This window comes from Vibrio sp. PSi01 (genome assembly GCF_054960695.1).
Window position 1 is genome coordinate 332,146 of sequence record NZ_JBHNYN010000001.1, and the last position, 25,190, is coordinate 357,335.

The 25,190-nt window shown below is 42.9% G+C and carries 22 protein-coding genes; 9 read left to right on the top strand and 13 right to left on the bottom strand.

Annotation, left to right across the window (positions count from 1 at the left end):
• Window positions 1–131: 131 nt before the first annotated feature.
• Window positions 132–2,180, top strand: coding sequence for a hybrid sensor histidine kinase/response regulator (locus ACFI6G_RS01485; RefSeq protein WP_016793555.1), 2,049 nt, complete (start codon window positions 132–134; stop codon window positions 2,178–2,180).
• 121 nt (window positions 2,181–2,301) lie between these two features.
• Here ACFI6G_RS01485 and cqsA read toward each other — a convergent pair whose 3' ends face one another.
• Window positions 2,302–3,483, bottom strand: a complete 1,182-nt coding sequence (gene cqsA / locus ACFI6G_RS01490) for an alpha-hydroxyketone-type quorum-sensing autoinducer synthase (protein ID WP_016788746.1) — start codon at window positions 3,481–3,483, stop codon at window positions 2,302–2,304.
• 208 nt (window positions 3,484–3,691) lie between these two features.
• Window positions 3,692–5,089 carry an aminotransferase-like domain-containing protein gene (locus ACFI6G_RS01495; protein WP_016793554.1) on the bottom strand — a complete coding sequence of 466 codons (1,398 nt, stop codon included), beginning with the start codon at window positions 5,087–5,089 and terminating at the stop codon, window positions 3,692–3,694.
• A gap of 104 nt (window positions 5,090–5,193) precedes the next feature.
• On the opposite strand from ACFI6G_RS01495, the gene ACFI6G_RS01500 reads away from it, so the two are divergent.
• Together ACFI6G_RS01500 and ACFI6G_RS01505 are read left to right on the top strand one after the other, a co-directional pair.
• A complete protein-coding gene (locus tag ACFI6G_RS01500; protein WP_010441252.1) occupies window positions 5,194–6,090 on the top strand; it encodes an EamA family transporter in 897 nt (298 codons plus the stop codon).
• Between the two features lie 247 nt (window positions 6,091–6,337).
• On the top strand, window positions 6,338–7,270 hold the full coding sequence (locus tag ACFI6G_RS01505) for an aspartoacylase (RefSeq protein ID WP_462710105.1): 933 nt from the start codon (window positions 6,338–6,340) through the stop codon (window positions 7,268–7,270).
• A 128-nt stretch (window positions 7,271–7,398) separates the two neighbouring features.
• Here the strand turns inward: ACFI6G_RS01505 and ACFI6G_RS01510 are convergent, their stop codons facing one another.
• The 4 genes from ACFI6G_RS01510 to ACFI6G_RS01525 all read right to left on the bottom strand — a co-directional run bounded on the left by ACFI6G_RS01510 (window position 7,399) and on the right by ACFI6G_RS01525 (window position 11,069).
• A complete protein-coding gene (locus tag ACFI6G_RS01510) occupies window positions 7,399–8,412 on the bottom strand; it encodes a CobW family GTP-binding protein (RefSeq protein ID WP_016784524.1) in 1,014 nt (337 codons plus the stop codon).
• Complete coding sequence (locus ACFI6G_RS01515) at window positions 8,402–8,962, bottom strand: LbetaH domain-containing protein (protein ID WP_010441247.1); 561 nt, start codon at window positions 8,960–8,962, stop codon at window positions 8,402–8,404. The genes ACFI6G_RS01510 and ACFI6G_RS01515 overlap by 11 nt, the downstream gene beginning before the upstream one ends.
• Window positions 8,963–9,104: 142 nt before the next feature.
• On the bottom strand, window positions 9,105–10,475 hold the full coding sequence (locus ACFI6G_RS01520) for a dihydroorotase (protein ID WP_016793552.1): 1,371 nt from the start codon (window positions 10,473–10,475) through the stop codon (window positions 9,105–9,107).
• Between the two features lie 60 nt (window positions 10,476–10,535).
• Window positions 10,536–11,069: a Fur family transcriptional regulator gene (locus ACFI6G_RS01525; protein ID WP_462710106.1), complete on the bottom strand. Its 534-nt coding sequence runs from the start codon at window positions 11,067–11,069 to the stop codon at window positions 10,536–10,538.
• A 652-nt stretch (window positions 11,070–11,721) separates the two neighbouring features.
• On the opposite strand from ACFI6G_RS01525, the gene ihfA reads away from it, so the two are divergent.
• Window positions 11,722–12,018, top strand: coding sequence for an integration host factor subunit alpha (ihfA, locus tag ACFI6G_RS01530; protein ID WP_004734853.1), 297 nt, complete (start codon window positions 11,722–11,724; stop codon window positions 12,016–12,018).
• 278 nt (window positions 12,019–12,296) lie between these two features.
• On the opposite strand, the gene ACFI6G_RS01535 is transcribed toward ihfA, so the two are convergent.
• On the bottom strand, window positions 12,297–13,073 hold the full coding sequence (locus ACFI6G_RS01535) for a RelA/SpoT domain-containing protein (RefSeq protein WP_010441238.1): 777 nt from the start codon (window positions 13,071–13,073) through the stop codon (window positions 12,297–12,299).
• Window positions 13,074–13,397: 324 nt separating this feature from the next.
• Here ACFI6G_RS01535 and ACFI6G_RS01540 point away from each other — a divergent pair, with 324 nt between their 5' ends.
• Window positions 13,398–14,051 carry a thiopurine S-methyltransferase gene (locus ACFI6G_RS01540; protein ID WP_010441236.1) on the top strand — a complete coding sequence of 218 codons (654 nt, stop codon included), beginning with the start codon at window positions 13,398–13,400 and terminating at the stop codon, window positions 14,049–14,051.
• 130 nt (window positions 14,052–14,181) lie between these two features.
• On the opposite strand, the gene purT is transcribed toward ACFI6G_RS01540, so the two are convergent.
• The 5 genes from purT to sbcB all read right to left on the bottom strand — a co-directional run bounded on the left by purT (window position 14,182) and on the right by sbcB (window position 19,291).
• Window positions 14,182–15,357, bottom strand: a complete 1,176-nt coding sequence (gene purT, locus ACFI6G_RS01545; RefSeq protein ID WP_010441234.1) for a formate-dependent phosphoribosylglycinamide formyltransferase — start codon at window positions 15,355–15,357, stop codon at window positions 14,182–14,184.
• A gap of 166 nt (window positions 15,358–15,523) precedes the next feature.
• The gene (cdd, locus tag ACFI6G_RS01550) at window positions 15,524–16,411 is read right to left on the bottom strand and encodes a cytidine deaminase (RefSeq protein WP_010441232.1); all 888 of its coding nucleotides are present in this window, start codon (window positions 16,409–16,411) and stop codon (window positions 15,524–15,526) included.
• 378 nt (window positions 16,412–16,789) lie between these two features.
• Window positions 16,790–17,467: an LrgB family protein gene (locus ACFI6G_RS01555; protein ID WP_010441230.1), complete on the bottom strand. Its 678-nt coding sequence runs from the start codon at window positions 17,465–17,467 to the stop codon at window positions 16,790–16,792.
• Window positions 17,468–17,469: 2 nt separating this feature from the next.
• A complete protein-coding gene (locus ACFI6G_RS01560; RefSeq protein ID WP_010441228.1) occupies window positions 17,470–17,841 on the bottom strand; it encodes a CidA/LrgA family protein in 372 nt (123 codons plus the stop codon).
• Window positions 17,842–17,866: 25 nt separating this feature from the next.
• Window positions 17,867–19,291, bottom strand: coding sequence for an exodeoxyribonuclease I (gene sbcB / locus ACFI6G_RS01565; protein ID WP_010441226.1), 1,425 nt, complete (start codon window positions 19,289–19,291; stop codon window positions 17,867–17,869).
• 799 nt (window positions 19,292–20,090) lie between these two features.
• Between sbcB and ACFI6G_RS01570 the strand changes: the two genes are divergently transcribed.
• The 4 genes from ACFI6G_RS01570 (at window position 20,091) to ACFI6G_RS01585 (ending at window position 24,308) form a co-directional block, all read left to right on the top strand.
• Entirely contained in the window at window positions 20,091–20,525 is a 435-nt protein-coding gene (locus ACFI6G_RS01570) for a DUF4402 domain-containing protein (protein ID WP_010441224.1), read from the top strand.
• Between the two features lie 53 nt (window positions 20,526–20,578).
• A complete protein-coding gene (locus ACFI6G_RS01575; protein ID WP_016786202.1) occupies window positions 20,579–21,016 on the top strand; it encodes a DUF4402 domain-containing protein in 438 nt (145 codons plus the stop codon).
• Complete coding sequence (locus ACFI6G_RS01580) at window positions 21,013–21,723, top strand: fimbrial biogenesis chaperone (protein WP_010441221.1); 711 nt, start codon at window positions 21,013–21,015, stop codon at window positions 21,721–21,723. The genes ACFI6G_RS01575 and ACFI6G_RS01580 overlap by 4 nt, the downstream gene beginning before the upstream one ends.
• A 128-nt stretch (window positions 21,724–21,851) precedes the next feature.
• Window positions 21,852–24,308 carry a carboxypeptidase-like regulatory domain-containing protein gene (locus ACFI6G_RS01585; RefSeq protein ID WP_372047046.1) on the top strand — a complete coding sequence of 819 codons (2,457 nt, stop codon included), beginning with the start codon at window positions 21,852–21,854 and terminating at the stop codon, window positions 24,306–24,308.
• A 15-nt stretch (window positions 24,309–24,323) separates the two neighbouring features.
• Here ACFI6G_RS01585 and ACFI6G_RS01590 read toward each other — a convergent pair whose 3' ends face one another.
• On the bottom strand, window positions 24,324–25,172 hold the full coding sequence (locus ACFI6G_RS01590) for a sterol desaturase family protein (protein ID WP_016768020.1): 849 nt from the start codon (window positions 25,170–25,172) through the stop codon (window positions 24,324–24,326).
• Between the last annotated feature and the right edge of the window lie 18 nt (window positions 25,173–25,190).

Consider the following 25,190-nt stretch of genomic DNA (forward strand, 5'->3'; position numbering starts at 1 on the left):
ACACTGATATATATTTGATTGAAACCACACTGAGTGGAAGAGATATATAATATAATCCGCGCACAAATATAAAAACAAAATTGAATCATAAAATAATCAAACGTTAGGGCTTAGGAAGAAAAGTATTTTATATGAATGCGATTCGTAAAGTTTACCAGTACGCAGAACCAAACCTCACCTTGGTGGGTTGGATGGGCCTTATCGGCTTTCCGGCTTATTATGTTGTTTGGGAGTTTTTGTTCCCTCAGCCATATGAAAACCTGACCGTACGTTTGTTATGCTCGGTACTGTTCTTTGGGATCATTTATCGTAATCGAGTCCCGTTTGAATGGCGAAAATATCTTCCGGCTTATTATCAAGTTGCCATTACACTCTGCTTGCCGTGTTTCTTTTTCTTCATGTTGTTAATGAACAATTGGTCCAATGTTTGGGTAATGTCGTTCATGTCTGCCATCTTCCTGCATATCTTGCTGGTTCATGTAACAAAAGTGATGTTCGCACAGACTTTTGCTGGAATAGCCATCGCCACATTGGGCGCATGGGTCGCTCAAGGTTTCTATCTCGAACTCTCAATGGATTGGACGCATGTGCCTATCTTTTTGTTCATCTATTTGTTCGGTAACTTATTCTACTTCCGAAACCAGGTAGAGCACGAAGCCAAGGTGTCGTTGGCTAAGTCTTTTGGTGCGGGTATTGCGCATGAAATGCGAAACCCTTTAAGTGGTTTATTGACGTCTATAGATGTAATGCAATCGATATTACCGAATCCAAAAGCTGGTCATCACAAAGGACAATATGAGCTGAGCGATCAAGAAGTAAGGCAGCTTCGCGAGGTGGGTGACGAGGCAATGGAGATCATTCATTCTGGCAACGAAACCATTGATCTGTTACTGACTTCCATCGATGAAAACCGTGTCTCTCGTTCTACCTTCAAGAAGCATTCAGCTAAAACGGTCGTCGAGGATGCGATAGAGAGTTTCAACTACAAGCGTGCATTAGACAGACAAGCAATATCTTTGGATGTGAAGGGTGAGTTTAGTTTCTTAGGCAGCGACACGTTACTGAAGTATGTGATGTATAACTTGTTCAAGAACGCGTTCCATCATCGTAGTCCTGAAGATTTTCATATTCATGTCACTATGCAAAGCGATGAGATGGTCAACCAAATCGTGGTGACAGATAACGGTTCAGGTATTCCAAGTGATGAGATTCGCCGTATCTTTCAAGATTTTTATACAACGGGTAAATCGGGTAACTATGGATTGGGCTTACCCTTCTGCCAAAAGGTAATGAGCTCGTTTGGTGGCGAAATTAAGTGTCAGTCTGAAGTCGATGAATGGACCCAGTTTACGATGATTTTCCCGGCGTTGACTTCAAATACAGTGAAAGATATTAAGAGTGAACTGGCTAAGTTAAAAAATGTGTTGTTTGTGAGTGAGCAAAATATATTGGTCACGAAAGCTAAGGAATTAGCTGGCACGATGGGGTTTGAGCTGACGATTCTAGACATAGCATCAACGCTCAATAAAAAAGAGTATCAATTTGAGTTCGATTTGATTTTTGTCGATATGGAGAGTTTAGATTTAAGAGCCAGTTGTCTTGATAAAATTGAGTCGTTGCTTTCATTCACAGAGTCTCGAATCGTCTACTTGTTTGAGAGTCACCCAATTAAACGGGTTCGTAATGTCTCTTTTGAACCTATATGGGTCGAAACGCAAGTTTGGCTTTTGAATACGCAGCCGACAATGGACCGATTGTTGTTTGATTCGAACTATGTGATACCAGCTGCGTCTGCGGCGCCGTTAGATACCGCGAACAAACGCACCATTATGGTGGTCGATGACAATGAATCTTTACGCCGCTTTACTGCGATGCTTTTGGAAAAACAGGGCTTTGATGTGATCCAGAAAGAGGATGGCCAGCAGGCACTAGATGCGTTGGATACCGACGATATCGATTTGATCCTGATGGATATTGAAATGCCAATTATGGATGGTGTTGAAGCTTCTCGCCGTATTAGAAATGCTAACAAAGCGTACTCATCGGTGCCTATTATTGCACATACTGGAGACAGTTCTCCCGTCACCTTAGAGAAGATGGATTCTTCCGGTATGTCTGATTTCATTGTTAAGCCAGCAGACAAGAACCGACTGTTTGACAAAATCGCGCTGTGGATTTAGCTTTTAATCGTTCAAAACAGATAAGACGACAAGAAAGAGCTCAGCGATATGCTGGGCTCTTTTTGTATTGGACATGATAGCTTCCATTCCGTCCTGCCGTTTTATTGATTAGCGTGGCTGTTTATACGAACTCTAAGTCAGGGTGATTAAAAGCCTCTTGGCATGCTGTGAGAACATGGTCGATGTCCCGCGGCGTCATGTCTGCGTTAATCGAAAAGCGGATGATGTTTTTGTTTCTTCCTGTTGCTGGCCGACAAAATACCGCACCAAACACGTCACGCTCTTCTAAGAAGTCACGTACACGCTCAGTGTTGCTTTCACTGCCACATTCTAATGCCACAATCTGAGATTCACTGCGAATGTTAAAACCGATTCGCTTTAGCCCTGTAGTCAGTGCTTTAGCGCGTTTGAACAAGGTGTCTCGCTTATCATCAGAGGCTTTAATAACCTCTAAAGTCTTTTCTAAGCGGATAACTTCTTGTGGTAGTACGGTCGAGCTAAAAATAGCAGGGTAAGCGACAAAGGGTAATGTCTCCGATAATCGCTTAGGGCCGAGTATAGCGCCAGCGCGATAGGCAAAGGTTTTGGCCAAGCTGACGGTAATGAAATCCACTTTGTTAGTCAGCCCTAATGCCTGAACCAAACCAGCACCATTTGAACCATGAGTGCCTAGTGAATGGGATTCATCGACGACCAAGGCACAGTCAAACTCTTGCGCCATTTCGTAGATGTCGCGGAGTGGGGCTACCGTACCTATGGTGCTGTAAACCGAGTCGACTACAATCACACCCGAACCATAACGTTGAATCTGTTTACGAAGGTGATTCATGTTGTTGTGCATAAATGGGTGGCCAGTTGCACCAGCGGCACGAATACCCTCCCATAGGGACATGTGTGCAAAAAAATCGATATACACAGGCATATTAGGAGGGCAGATCGTTTGCAATAAGCCAATGTTAGCCGCCCAACCTGATTGAGAGAGCAAGCAGCTTTCCATTCCCATAAAGTTAGCCAGATCGGTTTCAAATGCAGGTTTCGACTGTTCATCTTGTAAGAAGATGGCAGACATCACCACATTGTCATCGTGTTGTGAAATTGCGTCCCGATGTGCTTTCTGGATTTGTTCATTGTGCGACAAAGATAGGTAATCGTTGCTTTGCATTACCACTGCGTCATGGCTGGGGTGACTCCCCAATACCAAATGTTTTTGGCTTTCGTTTTGTGTAATGAGATCTTGAATATAGAAGTTCAAGCGTTCTTCAATAAAGGAAGGTAGTGGTTTGTTTTTAGATTTATCACTCATAATAAGTTCTCTTCGAATACAAAAAAACGCCAGCGCTGACGGGAGGTATATTGAAGAAAATAAATGAGCTGTCATTAGTCAAGTTGCATAATTTGGCGCACCCTTGCAAACTCGACATTTAAGGGTTTTAAGGCGTGTGTTTCTCCTTACTGTTCGGAATTCTAACTTGGTTTTTTATGCAGAATAATCACTATTTTTCCGTTAAAAGTCATACGGACTTGGCATTTGAACATTGGTGGATAAGTTGAATCAAATCATCCAATTGCTGCTTTGTTTGCCCTTCAATGGAGTAACCCATATTGATCCGTAGGCAGTTGCTATACAGATCTAGAGTGCTGAATAGTTGCCCAAGTCGGATATCTATCTGTTGCTGAACGATACCTTCTGAAAAAGTGTGTTGATCAAGGCTTGGGATTTGTAACCACAACACCATTCCACCTTGAGGATTACTTATTTTCACGCCTTTAGGAAGGTGTTGGGTTAAATAGCTCAGGTATTGCTGCCTTAATAAAAGGAGCTGAGTACGTCTTCTTCTAACATGTTTCGCGTATTGGCCTGATTCAATAAAGTCAGCAACAGCAAGTTGCGTGGGCAGAGCAACACCATAACTCGCTGCAGAGAACTGAGCCTTGTATTCCTCGATGTATCTGCCGGGTAGACACCACCCTAACCGATAGCTTGGCGAAAGGCTCTTAGACACTGAACCACACCATAATACATAACCACCTTTGTCATAATATTTTGCAGGTAGCGGGGTATGCGAGGAATAGGAAAGCTCTAGATAGACATCATCTTCAATGATCGGGGTTTGATATTGGTTAGCTAACTCAGCGAGTTTTTGTTTTTGGTTTGCTGACATATTGATCCCTTGAGGATTCATATGTGACGTACAGAATATCGCAGCATCAACCTGTTTGTTTTTAAGATGGGTTTCCAGTTGTTGTAGGTCGACGCCGTCATCTAAAGACGGGATCTCTATGATCTTGCGCGACATTCTTCCCAATAATTCTAGTATCCCATTGAAGCAAGGCGAGCTTATCGCAATCGTGTCGCCTTGTTTGGTACACGATTCCAGAGCCGCTTTAATGGCCGACATACAACCAGCGGTTACCACCATATCCTCGGACGCAAAGTGTAGGTCGAGTTTGGCGAAGTGGGTAGAAAGCGCCTGTCGTAACATCGGCTCACCCTGTGTATCAGGATAATGATTGAGCCTACCACCCATCCGTTTGATTGAGCGACGAAAGCTGCGCTCCAACTCAATGGTTGTTTGCTCATCGTTGGTGGTACTGGATACACCCAAAGGGCCATTAGTGGTGTTATGTGTCGAAGAGGTTTGCTTAACGATGGACACCTTGCTTTCAAACTGTGCCCATTCAGGGGTTGAATGAGAAGGTTTATGTGGTGAAACAAAATACCCAGCTTGAGGTCGTGAGTGGATCCAACCTTGAGATTCAAGCTCTTGGTAACAGCTCACCACCGTCGACATACTGATCGCTTGTTGTTTCGCCAACTGACGAAGCGAAGGCATACGCCCACCTTCGGGTCTTTTCCCTGCTTCAATCTCATCAATAAACTGATTAGCAAGCTTTCTGTAGATACTCATCGGCACGACCTATCACTAACTGTACTGGTTTTTATTGTAAAAATTGTATCTGTACTGGTTTTATTGTTCAAGGGATACTCTTCCAACATAAAAGAGGGGTGAGTATGAAAAGAAATGATTTGTTGTTAGCTGTGTTTGTCATGGCAATTTGGGGGTTCAATTTCTCAATGATCAAAATGGGTGTTACGAATGTCCACCCCCTGTTAGCAACGGCGGCCCGCTTCGCTTTGGCAGTGATTCCGGTGATCTTTTTCGTGGCGAGACCTAATGTCGCTTGGCGCTATCTAGTGAGTTACGGCTTTGTGTTCGGTGTTGGCATCTGGGGCATGGCTTCGTGGTCTATTACAGCGGGCTTGTCTTCGGGGCTGTCATCAGTGTTGCTTTCAACTAATGTATTAATTGGTATGGCGGTGGGTGTATGGGTTTTCAAAGAGAGTGCGTCAGTACGTAAGCTAATGGGAGCTGTGTTAGCGATGTGCGCACTAGCGGTATTGGTATCTGCTGCTACGGGTAATGTGACCCTGAATGGTGTTATCTTGATTATGATTGCGGCGTGCAGTTGGACTTTAATGGGTGTAATTGTAAAGGCATCGAAAACGACTCAAGCTTTTGCGTTTAACGTGTGGGGCATGTTGTTTGCGCCCATTCCATTGGTGTTGTTTGCTGTGATGTTGCATGGTGAGCAGATTATTTGGCAGGGAATAGAGTTGTGGGATTGGAGCACCACCGTCGCGGTTGTTTTCCAAGCGTACCCAACCACCTTGTTTGGTTATTGGGTCTGGAACAAGATGTTGATTCAGTATCCACTTAGTACGACAGCGCCGTTAACCTTACTTGTGCCAATCTTTGCGCTAATCAGTGGCTACTTTATGTATGACGAAGTGTTATCTGTGGCTCAAGTTGTTGCGTCTGCGCTGTTTCTTGTGGGGATTGGCTTGATAGTAAGACCAGAAAAAACCAATAGCTCTACCGTGACAGATAAACTCGCGAAACAGTCGTAAACGATAAAGCCTTGATGTAACACGTATTAAGCTCGGTGCAGCGTTGTAAATCAAATAGAACGCTGCAAACCAAGTTACAACGTTGAGTTTAAAATTTAAGGCCTCGTAAATACGAGGCCTTATTCATCTCCATTTATCAATTCTGCTTTGGGGTGTCAGCCGAGAACCATCTGTTTTGGAATGTTTGTTCTGGAATAACTACAGAAAATATTTCGGAGTTGTCTGGAGAATTGTATCAGTAATTGTTATGTTATATCGTATCATTTTAACGTGTGGTTTTATCACTAAATATTTGGACATCAATTACATGGATAGCATTAACCAACTCTTACTGGTTGCCGGAACTCACGGTAACGAACTTTCAGGTATCTACCTGAATAAGCTGATTAAAGATCGTTTGTATTCGGCGGATCGTTCGACGTTTTCTACTACTTCTGTCATCGCTAATCCAAAGGCAGTAGAGCAGAATGTGCGATATATTGAAACGGATCTAAATCGTCTATTTTCAAGTGTAAATGAAGACCTTTCTTCAGATTCCGCTGAGCATGCGGTCGCGCAATGGTTTGTTGATCAACATGTGGGAAGTGAGCAACAGTTAATTGTTGATCTACACAATACAACCAGCAATATGGGCGCGACATTGATTTTGCTATCGAATGATTCTTTCTATCAAAAAATGGGTTCATACGTGAAGCAGCGTATGCCTGATGCCAACATTTTGTTTGAAGATAGGAAACCGTGGGATGAACAGCCATACCTTTGCACAGCAGGGAAGTATGGCGTGATGATCGAAGTCGGGGCTCAAGCACATGGTTCGCTCAGGTTCGAAACGCTTACACTGATGAAGCAGATGTTGACTGCTGTATTGGATTACGTAGAGAAGCAAAACCTTAAACAGATTAAAGAATTGAAAGATTACAGTGCGTTTTTCTATGTTGAAGAGGTGAATGTACCACTTGATAAAGATGGTATGAGAATCGCTACGGTGCACCCCAAAATATGTGGCCGAGACTTCGAGGTAGTCAAGCAAGGTGAACCGTTGTTAGCGACATTCTTTGGCTATGATGTTTCTTGGGAGCGTGAGCAAGACATATACCCACACTTCATTAACGAGAGCGCTTATGCTAAAGCGAACGTTGCAATGGCATTGGCAGAGAAACGGTTAGTTTCGGTCAGTTAGTGCGTTGATAAGTTAATCGATTAAATCGTTAATCTAATAACCAGTTAACTGTTAGCAAAACTCATGAGTGCCGCGATTCGCTACACTCATGAGTACTTTGGATTATCAGTGTTTTGCTGCGCGCTTAATCAGTTAACCAAGCACGTGAGTAATTGGCTTTCTAAGTCATTGTCTATGTTATGTCCGATCACTTCAATTCTGGTTTCAAGACAATCATCCAGCTCCGACTCCGTCAAACCATCTTCTGTTAAGTTGTAACCGAAGATACCACTTTGTGTAATGAACACCGCTTTCATTCGTTCCGCTTTCAAGCCCACTAAAAAATTTCGTAAGCGCTGGTGGTCGAACTGTTTTTCGGGTGAAAATCGCCAACCCACACTTTCAAATCCTTCACCTTGGTTAGTTGCTCTTATCATGCCACTTTTTGGCATCGGCAACTCAGAGGCGAGCGGCTTATCGTTTTGGTGATGGTGATGATGATGGTGTTCATCTGCTTGATGACGATAAAAGCTGGTGTTTCCATCAAATTCAGCTTGAGGAATATTGCCGTGGTGAGCGAAAACTAGTTTTGTCTCGGGGTGACAAAATTGAGCGACGTACTCCGCCAGTTTTTCAGCGTCACCATTTTGGTAGAGATCGACTTTGTTCCCTACGATGGTATCAGCAATGGCGATTTGTTGATTGAAGGTATCGTGATCAGAGTAGCGGGTATCTGAAAGTTTACGTGCATCGACCAAAGTAATGTTCTTCTGTAGCGATAACACTTGTCGGTAATGCTCTGAAGATAAGACCTGCAACACTTCTTTAGGGTGACCAAGCCCCGTTGGCTCAATCAATAAGCGATCCGGTTTCGCTTCTGACAATAACTGATTAAGTGCTATCTGCATAGGCAAGCCAGCCGCGCAACACATACAACCACCGGGCACTTCTCGAATGAAAATTTGTTGTTGTTTGCTTTGGTTGCCTTGAAACAAGCTACCATCGACGCCAATTTCCCCAAACTCATTCACCAAGACCGCCCAGCGCTCATTTGTTGGTTTGTGTTTCATTAAGTTGAGGATTGCCGAGGTTTTACCTACGCCAAGGAACCCGGTAATGATGTTGGTTGGAACCCCTAATACAGGTGAATGATCAGAGCTCATTAGCCATTCTCCTATAACCTTGAACCAAAGTATGGTTGGCAGAAACCACTGATTCTGAAAATGCTGAATATTCAGGTGGCACCTTTGAGATGTTATTCAAATCAAACCCTGAGCCAATATTGGTCATCGGTGGTACATGGAAGTTTTCAGGCAAATCATGCCCGTCTACCACGCAGTTATGGCGAATCACACAGCCTTTGCCTATAAAGGCATTAAACACTACCGAGTTAAAGCCAATAAATACGTCATCACTGACTTCACAAGGACCGTGAATGATAGAACGATGAGCGATCGATGATCGTTCTCCAATCGTTACCGCCGCACCAGCTTTAGAGTGAATAACCACACCATCTTGAATGTTGGTATCGCGCTTAATTACTATGGGCTCCATGTCATCTTGTTCATTAACTTCATCAGCTCGGATCACGGCGTAAGGGCCAATGAACACATTATCTTCGATGATCACCTTGCCACAGATGATGGCGGTTGGGTCAATGAAGGCCGTCTCCGACACCTCTGGCATATGACCGCTAGGGTTTCTTCTTAACATATTGAATTCTTTTGTTGAGTGCTTAATTTATTGATTGTTTGCGTACTAATTGCTTGCGTACTAACTGTTTTAGATGCTAATTGCTTTATATATGAATTATTTCCGTATAACGACTTTGAATAGATAGATAAGTCCGGTTGAACTAGCGTTCGAATGACAGTCTCATTGCTGGCATTTCGTTATCGCTTTGCCCTTGAGGAACATGTGTATTTTTGTTCTTACACGCATCTGGATTGGTATAAACCATGCTCCCATTCACCCAGGTATGTTTTATTTGAGCGGAGAATTCGTGTCCTGCGAATGGTGACCATCCGCATTGATACAAACTGTTTTCGTTGCTGACCATAGTTGGAGCTTGAGGATCAACCAAGACTAGGTCGGCATAATAGCCTTCGCGAATAAAGCCGCGTTTTTGTATCGCATAACGAATAGACGGGTTATGTGCGGTTTTCTCGACAACTTGAGTGACGGTCATTGTTCCCAATCGCACATGCTCAAACAGGCTCAGCAGGGCGTGTTGTACCAAAGGTAAGCCAGCAGGTGCGTGCTCATAAGGAGCTTGTTTTTCACCCCATGTATGTGGAGCGTGATCAGTGGCGATGATGTCGATTTGGCCGGTGCTTAATGCCGCTAACAGCGCGTCGCGATCACTTGGGTATTTAATGGCGGGATTACATTTGATTTGGTTTCCTAGGACGGCATAGTCATTGTTCGTAAACCAAAGGTGGTGCACACAGGCCTCTGCGGTAATACGTTTACCTTGAATTGCACCTTCACTAAACAGAGCCAGTTCTTTGGCTGTGGTGATGTGTAATACATGCAGTTGGCTATTGTGTTTCTTTGCCAGTTCTATGGCATAAGACGAGGAGGCGTAACACGCTTTGTCGTCTCGAAGAATAGGGTGGTCTTGGATGGTGAAATCGGCTTTTTTTTGTCGTAATTGTTCTTGGTTTTGAGCGATGATTGGCCCGCTCTCACAATGGGTGACGATGAGCACCGGAGAATCTCGGAATATATCATCCAGAGCTTGAGGATCTTCAACGAGCAGGTCGCCTGTTGAAGCGCCCATAAACACCTTCACGCCACAATGTCGTGCAGGGTCAAGTTGCTTGATTTGTTCTAGGTTGTCTTCAGTCGCACCAAGATAAAACGAGTAATTCGCAAGTGAGTTTTGTGATGCGATTTCAAACTTTCTTTCTAAGGCTTCGATGGTTGTGGTGGCCGGATTTACGTTCGGCATCTCCATATAGCTCGTAATACCGCCAGCAACCGCAGCGCGTGATTCTGTGGCGATGGAGCCTTTATGAGTAAGCCCTGGCTCGCGAAAGTGAACTTGGTCATCAATCATGCCTGGTATCAGGTAACAACCTTGAGCATCAATGACTTCATCGTTTGGTTTTGGGGGAATGTTCTTGGCGATCCGTTCAATTCGTTTGCCGACGATTAATAAGTCCGTCTTGGTGGTGATGCCTTCATTAACCACTCGGGCATTTTTGATGAGCATTGCAGACATAACGTTTCAATTTCTCCTTATAGTTCGGTCTATGCAGTAGATACGTATGAGAGATAAGGGTTACCTTTTATTGGTATTGGTATTGGTATTGGTATTGGTATTGGTATTGGTATTGGTATTGGTATTGGTATTGGGTTCCTCTGTATCTGCACATTCGTCGCACACGCAATTGATCTCTAATTGAGGCGTGACCACGGTAAAACCTTCCTGTTTTGCGTGGGATTGAAGATCTTGAATAATCGTAGGGTTGATTGTCTGCTCACTGATCTTGTCGCACTTAGAGCAAATCAAAAATTGAGGGATACCATGTTCATGTTCACAAAGAATATGGTCACAAAGTATGTACTTATTCGATACTTGCAGTTTGTGCGCTAAATGTTGCTGTTCAAGAAAATCCAATACTCTATAAACCGACATTGCTTGAACATGCTGGTCAAAGTGTACTTTACAATAATCGACGAGCTCATACGCAGACAGCGCTTTGTCTGCATGAACCAGCGCCCGCAATATCAATAGTCTCTTTGCCGTAAATTGTTGGCCATTGGTTTTACAGCTTTGTTTTACGTGCTCAATGATCGCTTCAATGTCTCTCATTCAATCTACATAATTAGTGATGGTATTGATATGTTATAACATATCAAGTTGAGGTGTGAAACGTACTTTTTACTTTGTTGTTACCTAGAATCAAGATTTAGAGGTGTTTGAGAGAAGTTCTGAATGGGGTAGGTAATATGTGCGGTAGCATGGCTCAATGCCTGGCATGAGCTGAAAGCATAGCTTAAAAAGTCGCAGTTCTGCGATGCATACCAATAGCGACTATTGACCCAATCGAATTAAATTCTGAAATGATACAAATCTCATATTTAATATCGGTTGTTAAGTAACCTCTGTTGAGTTCGATATCAAATCAAGTGGCTGATTTTATTGGGTATAGGAGAAAAGTCTCAGAAATTAACATTTAGAAAACTAAAGTTTTAAATTCTTATTATTGTCTTATTGTTAGTTTATAACTCTATTTCATGGCGGGTAAGTAGATGTTTTTTAGCTATATATGTGAGTTTTTAAGAGAGTTATCTTTCTGATTTGAAAGAATAATTCAATAGTTGAGATAAAAAAGTTGGCGAAAATCAGAAGCTTGGCATACACTTTCCTTGTAAATGACCTTATCTCATTGATTGAATAGGGTAAATGCTTTGGCGCTACTGGCGATAGTAGCAATGTTTAACATAGCTTTGAGGAAAGTTTTATGGCACTCACGAAGGCCGATTTGGCTGAGAACCTGTTTGAAACACTCGGATACAGCAAGCGGGATGCCAAGGAAACGGTTGAAGTGTTTTTCGAAGAAGTTCGTAAAGCACTCGAAAATGGCGAACAGGTAAAACTGTCTGGTTTTGGTAACTTTGATCTTCGCGAGAAAAACGAACGACCAGGTCGTAACCCAAAAACTGGTGAAGACATTCCAATTTCTGCTCGACGTGTTGTTACTTTTAGACCGGGACAAAAACTAAAGGCCCGAGTCGAGAATATTAAAATCGAGAAGTAGCCAAGCAATAGACCACGCACAGCGTGGTCTTTTTGTATGTGACGTCTAATTTTAAACTGCGTTAAAACTATTCCCTTTATTCTTATCTCTATCTCTATCTCTATCTCTATCTCGTCTAGCTTTCTAGACTTTCTAGAGCTATAAGCCGATAGATTCACTTTGAGCTTTTCGGCTAGCTACGCTGCCTAACTGATCTCCAAAATGTAATATAGCCAAAAAGAAAGGGCTGCAAATTAATGCAGCCCTTTAAGTTGATATTCGGTGGCGTTCTAAACGGTTTACGCGGCTTTAATATGAGTCGTAATATACGGCTGCCATGCTTGCTGGTAAAGCTCTAGAGATTGGCGTCTAAGGCTATTAATTTGCGCCGCCTCGATATCGTTGATTGGACGTTTTTCTGCAATGGCATGACGTTCAATACCTTGAATGATTTCATACAGTTCGTGTTCAGGACCGCTTTTCACATCTGCAATTGCTTTAAGGTGAAGTTGAACTTCAGCAATGATGTTGGTCTTTGGCAGACGAACCAATAGGTTAAGGTCACGGTAGCCAGAATCAGCAGGAGATTTGAATTTGTTTTTCAATTTGACAACATCTGCTTCACGGCTCAGCGCTTCGTAGACTTCAACCAAGCTCTCTACATCGTTTGCGATGATAGTGGCACGAGCTAAGTCGGTAATTCTTGTGACGTCGCCATCCAGTTCCAATTCGATTTTCTCTTCCGCACGAGCTTGAGATTTAACGCCAGAAAATAGCGCCTCAGAATTCGTTAGTAGGGCAGTACTTTTACAAATAGTTTCTAGCTCGGCTTGGCCTTGGTGTGCTTTGCTGTACAGAATGTCGAAGTCGGTGTAGGGCTGAGTCGGACGCGAGTCGAATGCTTTGATACCGTATAGGCCGCTTAGGCTGTGACGGAATACGTTTGACGATACTTGATTTTGCGCAGGTGTGCGCGTTTGATCGGTTGAACTTGTTGAAACAGGTGCTGCTGCGAATGCAGGCGCTCGGCTCAATACTAAAAGCATTAGGGCCGTTGTACGGAGAAATACACTCATTCAAACTCCAAAATACAAGGTTACAAAAACGGGTAGTCAAAGGGGGTAACCAGTAACGCATAAGAGTAAAAATAGCTTAACTAAACTCACTATATATTAAATGGGGCTAGCTAAGGCAGAAACCAACTCTAACGTTTAATATTGCTTTAAAATGTGAACATATAGACAAATAATTCAAGCATTTGTTCCTCGGTTTTAAGAATTTTGAACTCAGCCAGTGTTTAACTTTTAGTGAGACCAACGATGAACTTTAAACCAAGGTAAGGTTGCTCTTACCTCTCTATACTGTACCCTTGCATTATGACTGTTTAACATGAACGAAAGATGAATAATCCTGAATTTTGGCACAATAAATGGGCAGCCAACCAAATAGGCTTCCACCTTGAAGATGTAAACCCACTTCTGATTGAATTTTGGGAAAAGACGGAACCTAGCTACGAGAAGAGTGTGTTCGTGCCTCTATGTGGTAAGAGTGAAGATCTGATTTGGTTAGCGACGAAGCATGAAGATGTTCAAGGTGTCGAATTAAGCCAGATTGCGGTTCGCGCATTTTTTGCAGAGCATCTTTACACGCCGACTGTGACTCAAATTAGTGGTCAGCATGAGCTTTATCAATTCGATGAACTTAATATTTATACGGGTGATTATTTCTCAGCACCGATTCAGCCTGTAGACATTATCTATGATCGTGCCTCTTTGGTAGCTTTACCTGCTGACATGCGTGTGCAGTATGTAGAGTGCTTGAAGCAACGGTTAAAGCCGGGCGGCAAGATCTTACTTGTGACATTAGATTACGCTCAGAACGAGATGGCAGGACCTCCGTTTAGCGTACCTAAGTTAGAGATCGAACAGTTGTTCTCAGGTTATAAGATCACACTGTTGAATCAAGATATCGCAGACGATGAACATCCTAAGATTGCCAAGAAAGGCTTATCTCGATTTAGTGAAGAAGTGTATTTGATTGAGTCTGAATCTTAAACTCAACTAGCTCTCAAGTGAAAAAACTATTTCAATATAAAAAATGATACCAACAAAAAGACGGGCTTAGTAGCCCGTCTTTTTTATTGTTCAGATTTGAAGTTGTGATTGTTGAGAATTAAATAGCTGTCTAGTAAATCACTTTTACTTTTGAAGCACTCTCAATAGCATCTTCAATCGCTGTTTCAGTGCTCTTACGACGAGTCAACGCCACACCTAGACGACGGCGACCATCGATGTCAGGCTTACCAAACAAACGAACTTGCGTTTGTGGTGCGTCTAGCGCCTCTGTAAGACCTTCGAAACGAATGTTGTTTGAAGTGCCTTGGCCTAAGATAACGGCAGATGCACACGGACCATATTGAGTAATTGACTTAATCGGCATGCCAGTAAATGCGCGAACGTGTAGCGCGAATTCAGAGGAATCTTGAGACATTAAAGTCACTAAGCCAGTATCGTGTGGGCGAGGGGATACTTCGTTGAAGATAACATGGTCGCCTTTAACGAACAGTTCCACACCAAAGATACCGTGACCGCCCAGTGCGTTAACGACTTGCTCTGCAGTGTATTGCGCCGCTTTTAGTGCGTTGTCTGACATTAATTGCGGTTGCCATGATTCACGGTAATCACCGTCTTCTTGGCGGTGACCGATAGGCGCGCAGAAATGAACACCATCAACAGCACGAACAGTCAGCAGCGTGATTTCGTAATCAAAATCGATAAAGCCTTCAACGATCACACGACCAGCGCCAGTGCGACCACCTTCTTGTGCGTAATCCCAAGACTTTTGAATATCGTCTTGTGTTTTAATAACGCTTTGGCCTTTGCCTGATGAACTCATAACAGGCTTAACCACACAAGGCATACCTACGAATTCTACCGCTGCTGAGAAATCTTCAAATGTGTCCGCGAAGCGATATGGAGATGTGCTCAGTTTTAACTCTTCAGCCGCTAGACGACGGATACCTTCTCGGTTCATCGTCAACTTAGTCGCGTTCGCTGTGGGAACGACATTTAGGCCTTGCGCTTCCATCTCTACCAGCTTGCTGGTGGCAATAGCTTCGATTTCTGGAACCACATAATCTGGTTTTTCTAGTTCAATGACAGCTTGCAGTGCATCGCTGTCCAACATGTCTAATACATGGCTACGATGTGCAACTTGCATAGCCGGTGCATCAGCGTAACGGTCACATGCAATAACTTCCAAACCTAAACGTTGGCACTCGATAGCAACTTCTTTACCCAGTTCACCTGAACCTAATAGAAGTACACGAGTAGCATTTTCACGAGTAGCGGTACCAAACATAGAAATTCCTTCCGATCTTTTGAACGATTGATTTAAACGGGGTGATCATACTTATTTAAAGGATAAAAGCAAACGTTTGCGCGGGTTGTCGCATGAATTTGAAGTATAAAAAAAGCAGCTCTATAAAATAGGGCTGCTTATTTAAAATATTGTTAACCAGATGTACTTAGATTGCTAAGTAAGTAACTGGAATGTCAGGGTTAATCGCCTCTAACGTAGACTGAGTATCGGCTAGGTGACTGATGCTACCATCGGCAATTTCAACTAAGGCAGCGTTTTCGATCTGCTCGAAATCGAAGCCAGCCAGTTTAAGTTGAACAAGCGCGACTTGTAATGGCGGTAGGCTAGGGTTGAATGCCGCGTTTTCTGCGTATGCACCTGTAAAGATTTCACCTGTTGTCAGTTGTAGCGAGACGCCACTTAGGTTCTTTGTGTAGGGAGCATGGCTACGGTTTAATGCTGTTAGTGCGCTTACCACAACAGGGCTCGTTTCTTCTGATGTGTACTGGTGATCCAGCTTAGTCATTAGGCCAGTTGTGATGCCCAAATCAGCAGGGCCGAAAGAGTCAGGTAGGTATTCTTGCAGTGACATTTCATCACGCTGTGGTAATTGAACTTTAAGTTCTTTTGCCGTTGTCAGTTCGTTCATGAATTGGCGACAGTGACCACAAGGGCTGAAGTTGATCGTGATATCAGAAAGGCCTTCTTCACCCTTCATCCAAGCGTGGCTGATGGCTGATTGTTCAGCATGAACTGTTTGACCAAGTTGTGCACCTGCAATTTCCAAGTTTGCACCGAAGTACAGGCGACCAGATAGGCCACGCACGATGGCACCAACATAGAAGTCAGAAAGTGGCGCATAAGAGTATGCTGCTGCGATTGGCAGTAAAGCTAGGCGAGCTTCTTTATCAGAAAGGCCGCTTGCATCCAGTAAGCTTTGAAACTGCTCTTTAGAGATAGTGGCGTCAAAGTTGTCTGCTAATACGATGTCACTCAAAAGCGCTTTTATTGATGTTGGAGCACTTTCCAGCGCCAGGGTAATACGACTGTTCATGTTGAATCCTTAATTGACCTTAGGCTTTAATTTTATGCAATACTCAGGATTTTTCTGTGATAGTGATCACCATTGTGCTGTTGTTGTTACATTGGCTTGCATAATTAGAGTGAGGTCACAGATGAAATCGATTGCAAGGACAAAAACTACCCTTGATCTCTCATTTGTTGTCTGAAATCGGGGTATGTTTAGCTAAAAATTGCTGAACAAATGAGAACAAAAAGCCCAAACAGACACTGAAATGCTCAGAGTTTCGCTTGGGCTTATTGGATGTTTTTAAAGCTTAAGTCCCAATCTATGAATCTATGAATCTATTAGCTTGAGCTGTAGCCATTAACTGAAGTTGTAGATCATTAACGTTAGCTTTTAGTTACTAGCTTAAGCATAGATCCAAACCACGATAGAAAATATGGTCGGTGCAATAATCGAGGTAATGACGCCACAAAGTACTAAAGCTAGTGAACTGAATGCAGCATCTTGTGGATTCTTTTCAGCGCAAGTTGCCGTTCCCAACGCATGCGATACTGTGCCCATGGTTAAACCTCGTGCGATAGGGCTCTTGATACCGATCAAATTGTAGATAGGGTAAGCAAAGATTGCCCCGAACAAACCGACAATCAATACCAGAATTGCTGCAATTGCAGCTTCGCCGCCTAAATGGCTTGAGACCTCCATTGCGATCGGTGTGGTGACCGACTTACCCAACAAACTCGCGATCAAACTTAAATCCGCTTTAAAAGCCACGGCGATCAATGCGGTAGTGGTCATCGACATTACACTGCCTAGCGTGCAAGCAAATGTGATGATACGCCAGTTGGATCTGATTTGAGGTAACTGTTCATATAGAGGAAAAGCCAGCGCCACTACCGCAGGTTGGAGCATATAGGTAATCCAAGTATTGTCTGCGTAATAGGTTTCAAAAGGTACTTTGAAAAACAACAGAATTGGAATGATGATACCAATACTGATGAGTAGAGGATTACAAAATGGCGAATTAACTTTTTGGCTTACCCAACGAGCAAACAAGAAAACCACAATGGTCAGTAGAATCCACATGATTATTTACCTCTCGAAAGCAAGCGGTCTAAGAACCATGATAAGGAAACTAACACGATTAAGGTTCCGCCAACGGCGCTTGCCATAATTGGTAAAGCATTGGCGATAAGCATGTCAAAATGATCCATGAGCCCGACACTAATAGGGACAAACAATAAGATCATCAAACGGATAATCAAGCTTGCACCAGGCTGAACCCAATGCTCAGGGACAATACCAATCACCATAGCGGTAAACAGAATCAACATGCCAAAAATACTGCCAGGAATTGAGGTGTCTAATAAATGCTGTAACGCGTTACCTGCTGTGAGTGCACCTATGATTAAGGTGAAGGAGATTAAGCAGTACACGAGTTTGATCAATCTTTCTTTCAAAGTGTCACATCTCTTGATAATGGAATTAGCTCGCTAGCTTTTCTACGTATTGATAAACCGCTTTCAAGATAGCCATTTTCTTCTCGTCACTTTCATGCTCGTGTGCGAGGTTTTCTAGGTTCAGCATGTACTCTTCTAAGCGACTTTCGTAAAACTCTCGACAGTGGTTAGCCCATTTCAGTTGTTCCGCTTCGTCTAACGTCCACGGGAAATGACGAGCACGGTAACGGAACAACAAAGGTTTAATACGTTCGTCACCAAAAGTGATGTCTAAAGCAGCCAAGTTATTTGGGTCAGTTTGACGAATGATGTCCATTGCGGTTTTGTCGCCTGGCGAGAAGAAGCCGTCATACAGATGAGTGTCTACGTCATCACTTTTCTCGTATTCGCGTTCTTGTGAATACAAACCGATCAGTTTTTCGCGGATCTCTGGGTGTTCGCGTAATAGCGCTAAGTTCTTTAAGCACTGTTGGCGATCGATACCTATCGTTTCCGCATTTTCAGCCGTCAGAGTTTTGGCGGGTGCGAGAATAGGGCACTTGTTCAGTTGAACCAATTTGATGGGTACGGGTAACTCGTCTTCACCAAGTTCACTGCGTTTAGTGTAGAGCCTTTCACGGAGGGCGTCAGAATCAAGCTCCAGCAGCGGGCTAGGATCTTTGGCTAAGTCGACTACGATAACCGCATTTTGGTTGGTTGGGTGCCAAGCCATCGGCACAATCCAACTCGTGTAATTACAATCACGACCAAACATGCCTGAAACGTGCATTAAAGGCGTCATGTTTACAATGTCAACTAACTCATTCAATTTGCGTTTGTGACGCATGCTGTAAAGGTAATCAAACATTTTAGGCTGTGCAGCCTTCAACTTCTTTGCTAATTCAATGGTAGCAATAACATCGGCCATCGCATCGTGCGCGTTTTCGTGTTCAATGCCATTTGCCACTGACAAATGTTCCAGTTTGAAGCTTGGGTAACCTTCTTCATTCTCTGGCCAAACAATACCTTCAGGGCGAAGTGCATGTACCGCGCGCATCACGTCGAGTAGATCCCAACGAGAGTTGCCGTTCTGCCAGCTCCATGCATATGGATCGATGAAATTACGGTAACAGGTATAGCGTGTTACTTCGTCGTCGAATCGAATGCTGTTGTAGCCAAGGCTAGTTGTGTTCGGCTTAGCAAGCTCTGCGTGGATCTTCGCGATAAATTCAGGTTCAGGTAAGCCTTGAGACATCGCTTTTTGAGGTGTAATGCGAGTAATGAGTGCAGCTTCCGGCGCTGGTAAGTAATCAGCAGGAGGTTGGCAATAGATGACCAATGGCTCTCCGATAACGTTGAAATCTTGGTCGGTACGAACACCGGCGAACTGACTCGGGCGATCTTTCGCTGGGCTGACGCCCCACGTTTCGTAATCGAAAAAGAAATAGGTTGGCTGATTATCTGAACTCATTGAATTTCCTGAACAGTAAGCGAAGACCGTCTACTGTGGCTGAAGGTTAGTTTTGTTCAGTATCTGACAGGATGCGGTACGCGTGCAACCCAGATCACAAATAAATTACAGTAAAACGGTGCATTCGTATTCGATCACGTCGCTGTACTGAGTTTTGAGTTCAATTTTGGTCATTTATTAACACGTAAATCCGCAGCTCAAGCTTGTGATATTGGCAGGAAATGGCACCAACAAACAATGATCTTAGTTCAACTAGAAAGTAGGCATTGACGTCTATTAGTTTGTCTCTTTGAATGACTCCATCTGGGTACTCAAATTTATAACCAATATTTTCACTGCCAGTCTTTTACATAACGATATATTTCAATTTTATTACAAGTATAGGTTTAATGTGCGCCTGTTTCATTGTTGAGACTTTATTGCAGAACGGTGATCTATAAAATCAATTAGGACAGTCAATTAGTTTTATTAGTATTAATTAATTTTTTGTTACTGAAAATTCCTAGTGATTTATAAGGTATCAAATCAACTTTTATAAAATTAATATTCTGTAGAGGTTCGGGAGTTAAATGTAAAACGAGTTTTATATATGATTAACACAAATACTCTAATATCAGTAATTTCACTAATGTTATTTATATCAATTTGCGTGATCTTATTCTCACTGTTCCTCATTTGTTTATAAATAAGTGTCAATGTTTACGCTTTCTAAATAGGATTGTATGTTACTTAATTGTTAACGTTATTAATGGTTAAGTGACTCTGAAAATAAGTCAATTTTATATAAAGGATTAAAAAAATGAACAAAGTTTTTAAGGTTGTTGCTGTATCTGCACTTTCTATCTCTTCTGCGAACGTTTTCGCGGTAAGTGACACTTTTGATGCAACACTCGAAGTAAAACAAGCAATTACAATGATAAAAACAAGTGATCTTGATTTTGGTGTCATCACTTCAGATAACACAACGGATGTTGTTATTGCTCAAGCAGATGCAGGGGCGGCAGCGTTTACTCTTTCTGGAGAGTCTGGTGATGCAGTGACCGTTAGTATTTCTGATACAAACTTGGCTAACGGTGCAAATACAATCGCAGCTGAATTTGACTTTAATAATGCAATCACTCTAACCGGTGGTTCTGCGGATCTTAAAATTGGCGGTACAGCTCGTACTTCAAGTGCGACATTAGTTGCTGGTACTTATACTGCAAACGTTGCAGTTGATGTAACTTACCAGTAATTATATAAAACAAGTCTAATACTTACGGCTGTTACTTATCAGCCGTTTTTACTATGAACTTTTTTTTAAAATACGTTGCCTGTATTGGCCTAATTATTTATTCAAGTCCATTTCATGCTTTAGAAATTATTCCTGAAAATATGGAAGTGAAATTTCCGGGTATGTATATTTCTGGATCAGGACAAAATGCAGATGCAAATCCAGCCAATGGTCAGGTCTATGTGGTGCGTTTTTACGCTGAAGGAGAACCAGGCAAGAAAATTGTGGTATCTCTCCCGTCTAAACAATACCTCAATCACTCACGTAAATCTAAACGTCTCCGTATTCGAAAGTTTTATTTTGGTTGTGGTTTATCAAAACGAGGTAGAGCAAAAATCCAAAGTAACGGAAGAAGCAAATTACTGTGTATTGGTGCAAAAGTGAAAATTGGCGCTAATCATCCTGCTGGCATTTACACCAGTACTATCCCTTTTGAGGTTAATTATAAATGAAGTTGTTCATCTCATGTGTCCTCGGCTTACTCTTCTCTGCTCAAGCTCATGCCCAACTCCTTATCGCGCCAACTCGTTTTGTTTTAGATGCTGATACATCTGTGACGGAAAAAATCGTGGTTGAAAACAATTCTGATCAACCCATTCGTCTTGAGATTAAACCGATCTATCGTCCAATTAAGGCCACTGGCTTGGTACGAACCGATGCAAACGTGACGGAGTCTGAAAATATCGCCAATTGGATCAAGGTGTCACCACCTATTATTCGAGAGCTAAAACCTAATCAAAGACGTACAGTTCGTCTGCGTATGAACGCGCTTCCTGATGATATGCCTGACGGCGAGTACCGTGCTTACTTGTGGTTTTCTCCTATCGCAAAGGCGAAAGAGTTATCTGAATTGGATTTGTCGGCTAAGGGCCAATCCAATAATGGGTCAGCATTCCAGCTTAACTTTCACATAAACAGCTACGTGCCTGTTTATGTGCAGAAAGGTAAGCAGATACAAGACGTAAAGTTTACTTGTGAAAACCAGAGCCTTACCATTCGCAACGATGGTAACTTTCAGTTCAATGCTAAGTTGAATGTCGATGATCACAGCGAAAAATTGGTGTTGCTGCGTAATGCTGAGCTAACGAAATCTTTCCCTATAGGATCCAAGGTGTCTTTGCTTCAAGACGATCAGTCGCTGCACGAATGCATTTTGTAATGTTTGCATTCTTGGTGCCGTGTATGCTGTTAACGTCTGTGTTTGTGACATTTGTGTTTTTGGCATTTGTGCGGTTGATATCGTTCCAACCAGATCCTGTGTCGTAATAGCGAATCGTGTAAAACAGAATGTTCAAACACATGGTCTGGCAAGTTCTCTTGTCGCTCTCTTTATTCTTGTCTTTGTTACCTTTAGGTGCACAGTCATCACCTAGTGATGATGCAAGCGAACTTTACCCCGCGCACATTGAAGTTCGAGTCGGGAGAGTGGGTGACAGTTTTTATCGCGTAATGATGGATGAATACGAAGAGCCGTTTATCTCGATCTCCAATGCGGCCTTTTATTTGTTAGAAATGAATGGCCAGTGTGATGAAAGCGGGTACTGTGAAATCTACTTACCGCAAGATGTAGGAAGAGAATCACCGCCGTATATCGTGGATACCCAACAAGCCATCTGTTATCGAGATGACAATAATATCCAGACGATCAAATACGAAGTGATTGACTCGAAAACCTATATACATTGGTACAGTTTGCAAGCCTGTATCCCTGCTAAAGTCCGTTGGGACATTGATGATTATCGCCTTACTGTTACTCCTGAATTCAGTTCACTGACTGAGCTCGAAGCTGTCATCTCTAAGATAAAGAGCGAGTCTCGACAAAAAGCAGAAGCCTTAAAACAGGTTGGTAATATCCCTGCTATTGAACCACTGGCTAGTGTGGGGTTAGCGGCTCGATTTGCTACCTCTGTTTATCAGGACAGTGAGACAGGCACCGACGTTTACGCTATCTCTGACACTCTATTAACGACTGAACATTCCTTGTCGCGGTTATCAATCGATACTCGCGAAGATAACCCTGTCGTTTATTACAATATCGCGGTAGAAGCGCATGACGGCGAAGGGTCATTAGAAGTAGGGCATGTGCTGTTAGATGGCAGTGTTTTTACCGTTAATCAAACCCTAGAAGATGGTCTTTACTACACCAATAGAAAGCGTCAGTTGGAGTTTGGTAACCTGCAATTAGAGCGTACGACTGAACCGAATATCAGTATCGATGTACTGGTAAACGGAATTTATCAAAACACCTATCGCTCTGATGAATTTGGACGTTTTGTTGTCGAAGAAGACAATATTTCCCCTGGCGACACTATTAAGTTCCGCTATTACTTGTCCAAAGGTGTGTGGAGAGAAGAAGAGATTACGGTCGCGGGTTTAGAAGATGCATTCTTGCCTAGTAATGAGTGGGGCGTTGAAGTGGTTGGTAACGAAGGGGCCGACCGAGCGGGTGCAGTGTCACTGGAATATGGTTTGGCTGATTACTTCACGGTGGGCAGTGCTTTTATTAGGCAAGATGGAAAAGATCTTATCGGCTTGCAGGGGCGATACTTACCAACACATTGGTTTGCGGGCCATATTGGTTGGCTGCCGGACTTTAATCGTTTTCCAATGGAGTTTGATGTTTTGCTGGGCAGCGACCAGTCTGCCTCTATTGAACTCAATAAAACTGACGAGTTGGACTTGGAGTCGATGGAATACGATGTGTTCAAATATAATCTGTCTCTTGCCAACATTACGGCATTTCTAACAGTGAGAAACGACGAAGATGAATTGAGTGTTGAGCCGAAACTGAATTCCAAGGTCTCGCGCAATCTGTTTCTGTCATATTCAGGTGATTATCGCTACACCAAGGTTTCTCATCAAGATGACTATTTACACACCATTGGTTTGGCCAAAAGTGGTTTTTCAGACACGTCGTGGAATGTGTCAGGAACGGTCAATGGGTCTGGTCACCATGAACGCACGGAACTCTCTCTAAGGAATGCCTGCAAAGAATGTGTATTGGATCCGCTTAATGTTTTCCAAGAACTCACCACTAACGTATCAGCCCGGTATCAAAAGCAGGATATCTCGTTTACGGCTTCGGTAGAAGCACGTGTGAATCCTTATTTCGTGTTCAAGTTAGAAGGAAATGAAGACAGATACGGCGTAGAAATGACCACTGAATTTGGCGCGAAAACCTATTTTGATGAGAACATCGGAGAGTTTGTTGAGTGGAATAAGTACAATCATTCAAAGCTAACTGGGATTGTTTACGATCACCACAAACAGCCCATACAAGGGGTAAGCCTACAAATCTTGGATCAACGAGCAGTCAGTGACGCAAAAGGCCGATTTGAATTCACCAGCGTCCCAGCCAGAGATAGTCTACCTATCTACGTAGATGAGGGAGCGCTTGACTTGAACCTAACGCCAATACAAAACCCTGTATTTGTGAATACCAAACAGGTAGGCCTGACTCATGCACACATTGAAATGGTGGTGTCATTTGGTGTCGATGGCACAGTAGAAGGCGACATAGAAAACAATGCTTATCTGCACTTTAAACACATTCAGAAAGGCACTGAGTATTCGAGCGAAATTGAGAGTGATGGCTTTTACATGGTAGAGGGGCTCATCGCGGGCAAATACATTGTGACTTTAGAAATGGGAGACAAGCGATACGTGCAAGGCGCCGACTTGAACGGAGATTTCTGGGTAAGTGACCTCACATTCAACCTAATTGATTTTCATAAGGTGTACTAAATCCGATCGCTTTGATTAATCTGAAGGAGGTGAGAGTATCAATTGGATTTTTTGTTTCATGGTCAACTTTCGGCTCCTCAAATCTTTGAATATAACCTTCCATTCTTGAAAGGTAACCACTATCGGGTTAAAACTGTTTACTGGTTTAGTGACGCCGTAACGTACAGTTTCAACTTCAGGTTCGAACGTACTAAACAACTTATCCCAAATGATCAAAACGCCAGCGTAGTTCTTATCGATGTATTGCGGGTTTTTGCCGTGATGTACTCGATGATGCGAAGGGGTGTTAAAGATGTATTCAAGTGGCCCCAAGCTTCGTATCCATTGTGTATGGACGAAGAACTGCAAACCTAAATTCAGAAGCACCACAAAGATCACCCATCTAGGGTCGAAACCTATGATGACGAGCGGTACCCAAAATAGCCACATGCCTGCGAATGGGTACATCAAACTCTGACGAAAAGCTGTGCTAAAGTTCATTTTTTCTGAACTGTGGTGTGCGACGTGCGCGGCCCACATCCAGCGAATACGATGACTTGATCTATGGAACCAGTAATAGAAAAAATCTTGTAACACCATCAATACAACAAAACTCAGCACGCCCATCTCAATGTCCATTAAGCGCCAGCCGAATAGCCAAAGATACAGCTGAACCACGAATAAACCAGTTAATAAGTCGGAGAGTTGATGCATGCCTGCTAACACGAAATTACACATCACTTCTGGCAGTTTGTAATGAGAATTGCTCGGTAATCGGCCTTGTTTCTGACCAATGAAATATTCGGCCAACATACAGATTACGAACAAGGGCGCCAATACTAACAGCAGCCATTCTGGGTGATTGATCAATGAGTCGATGTCCATTCGCTAATCCTTGTGGCG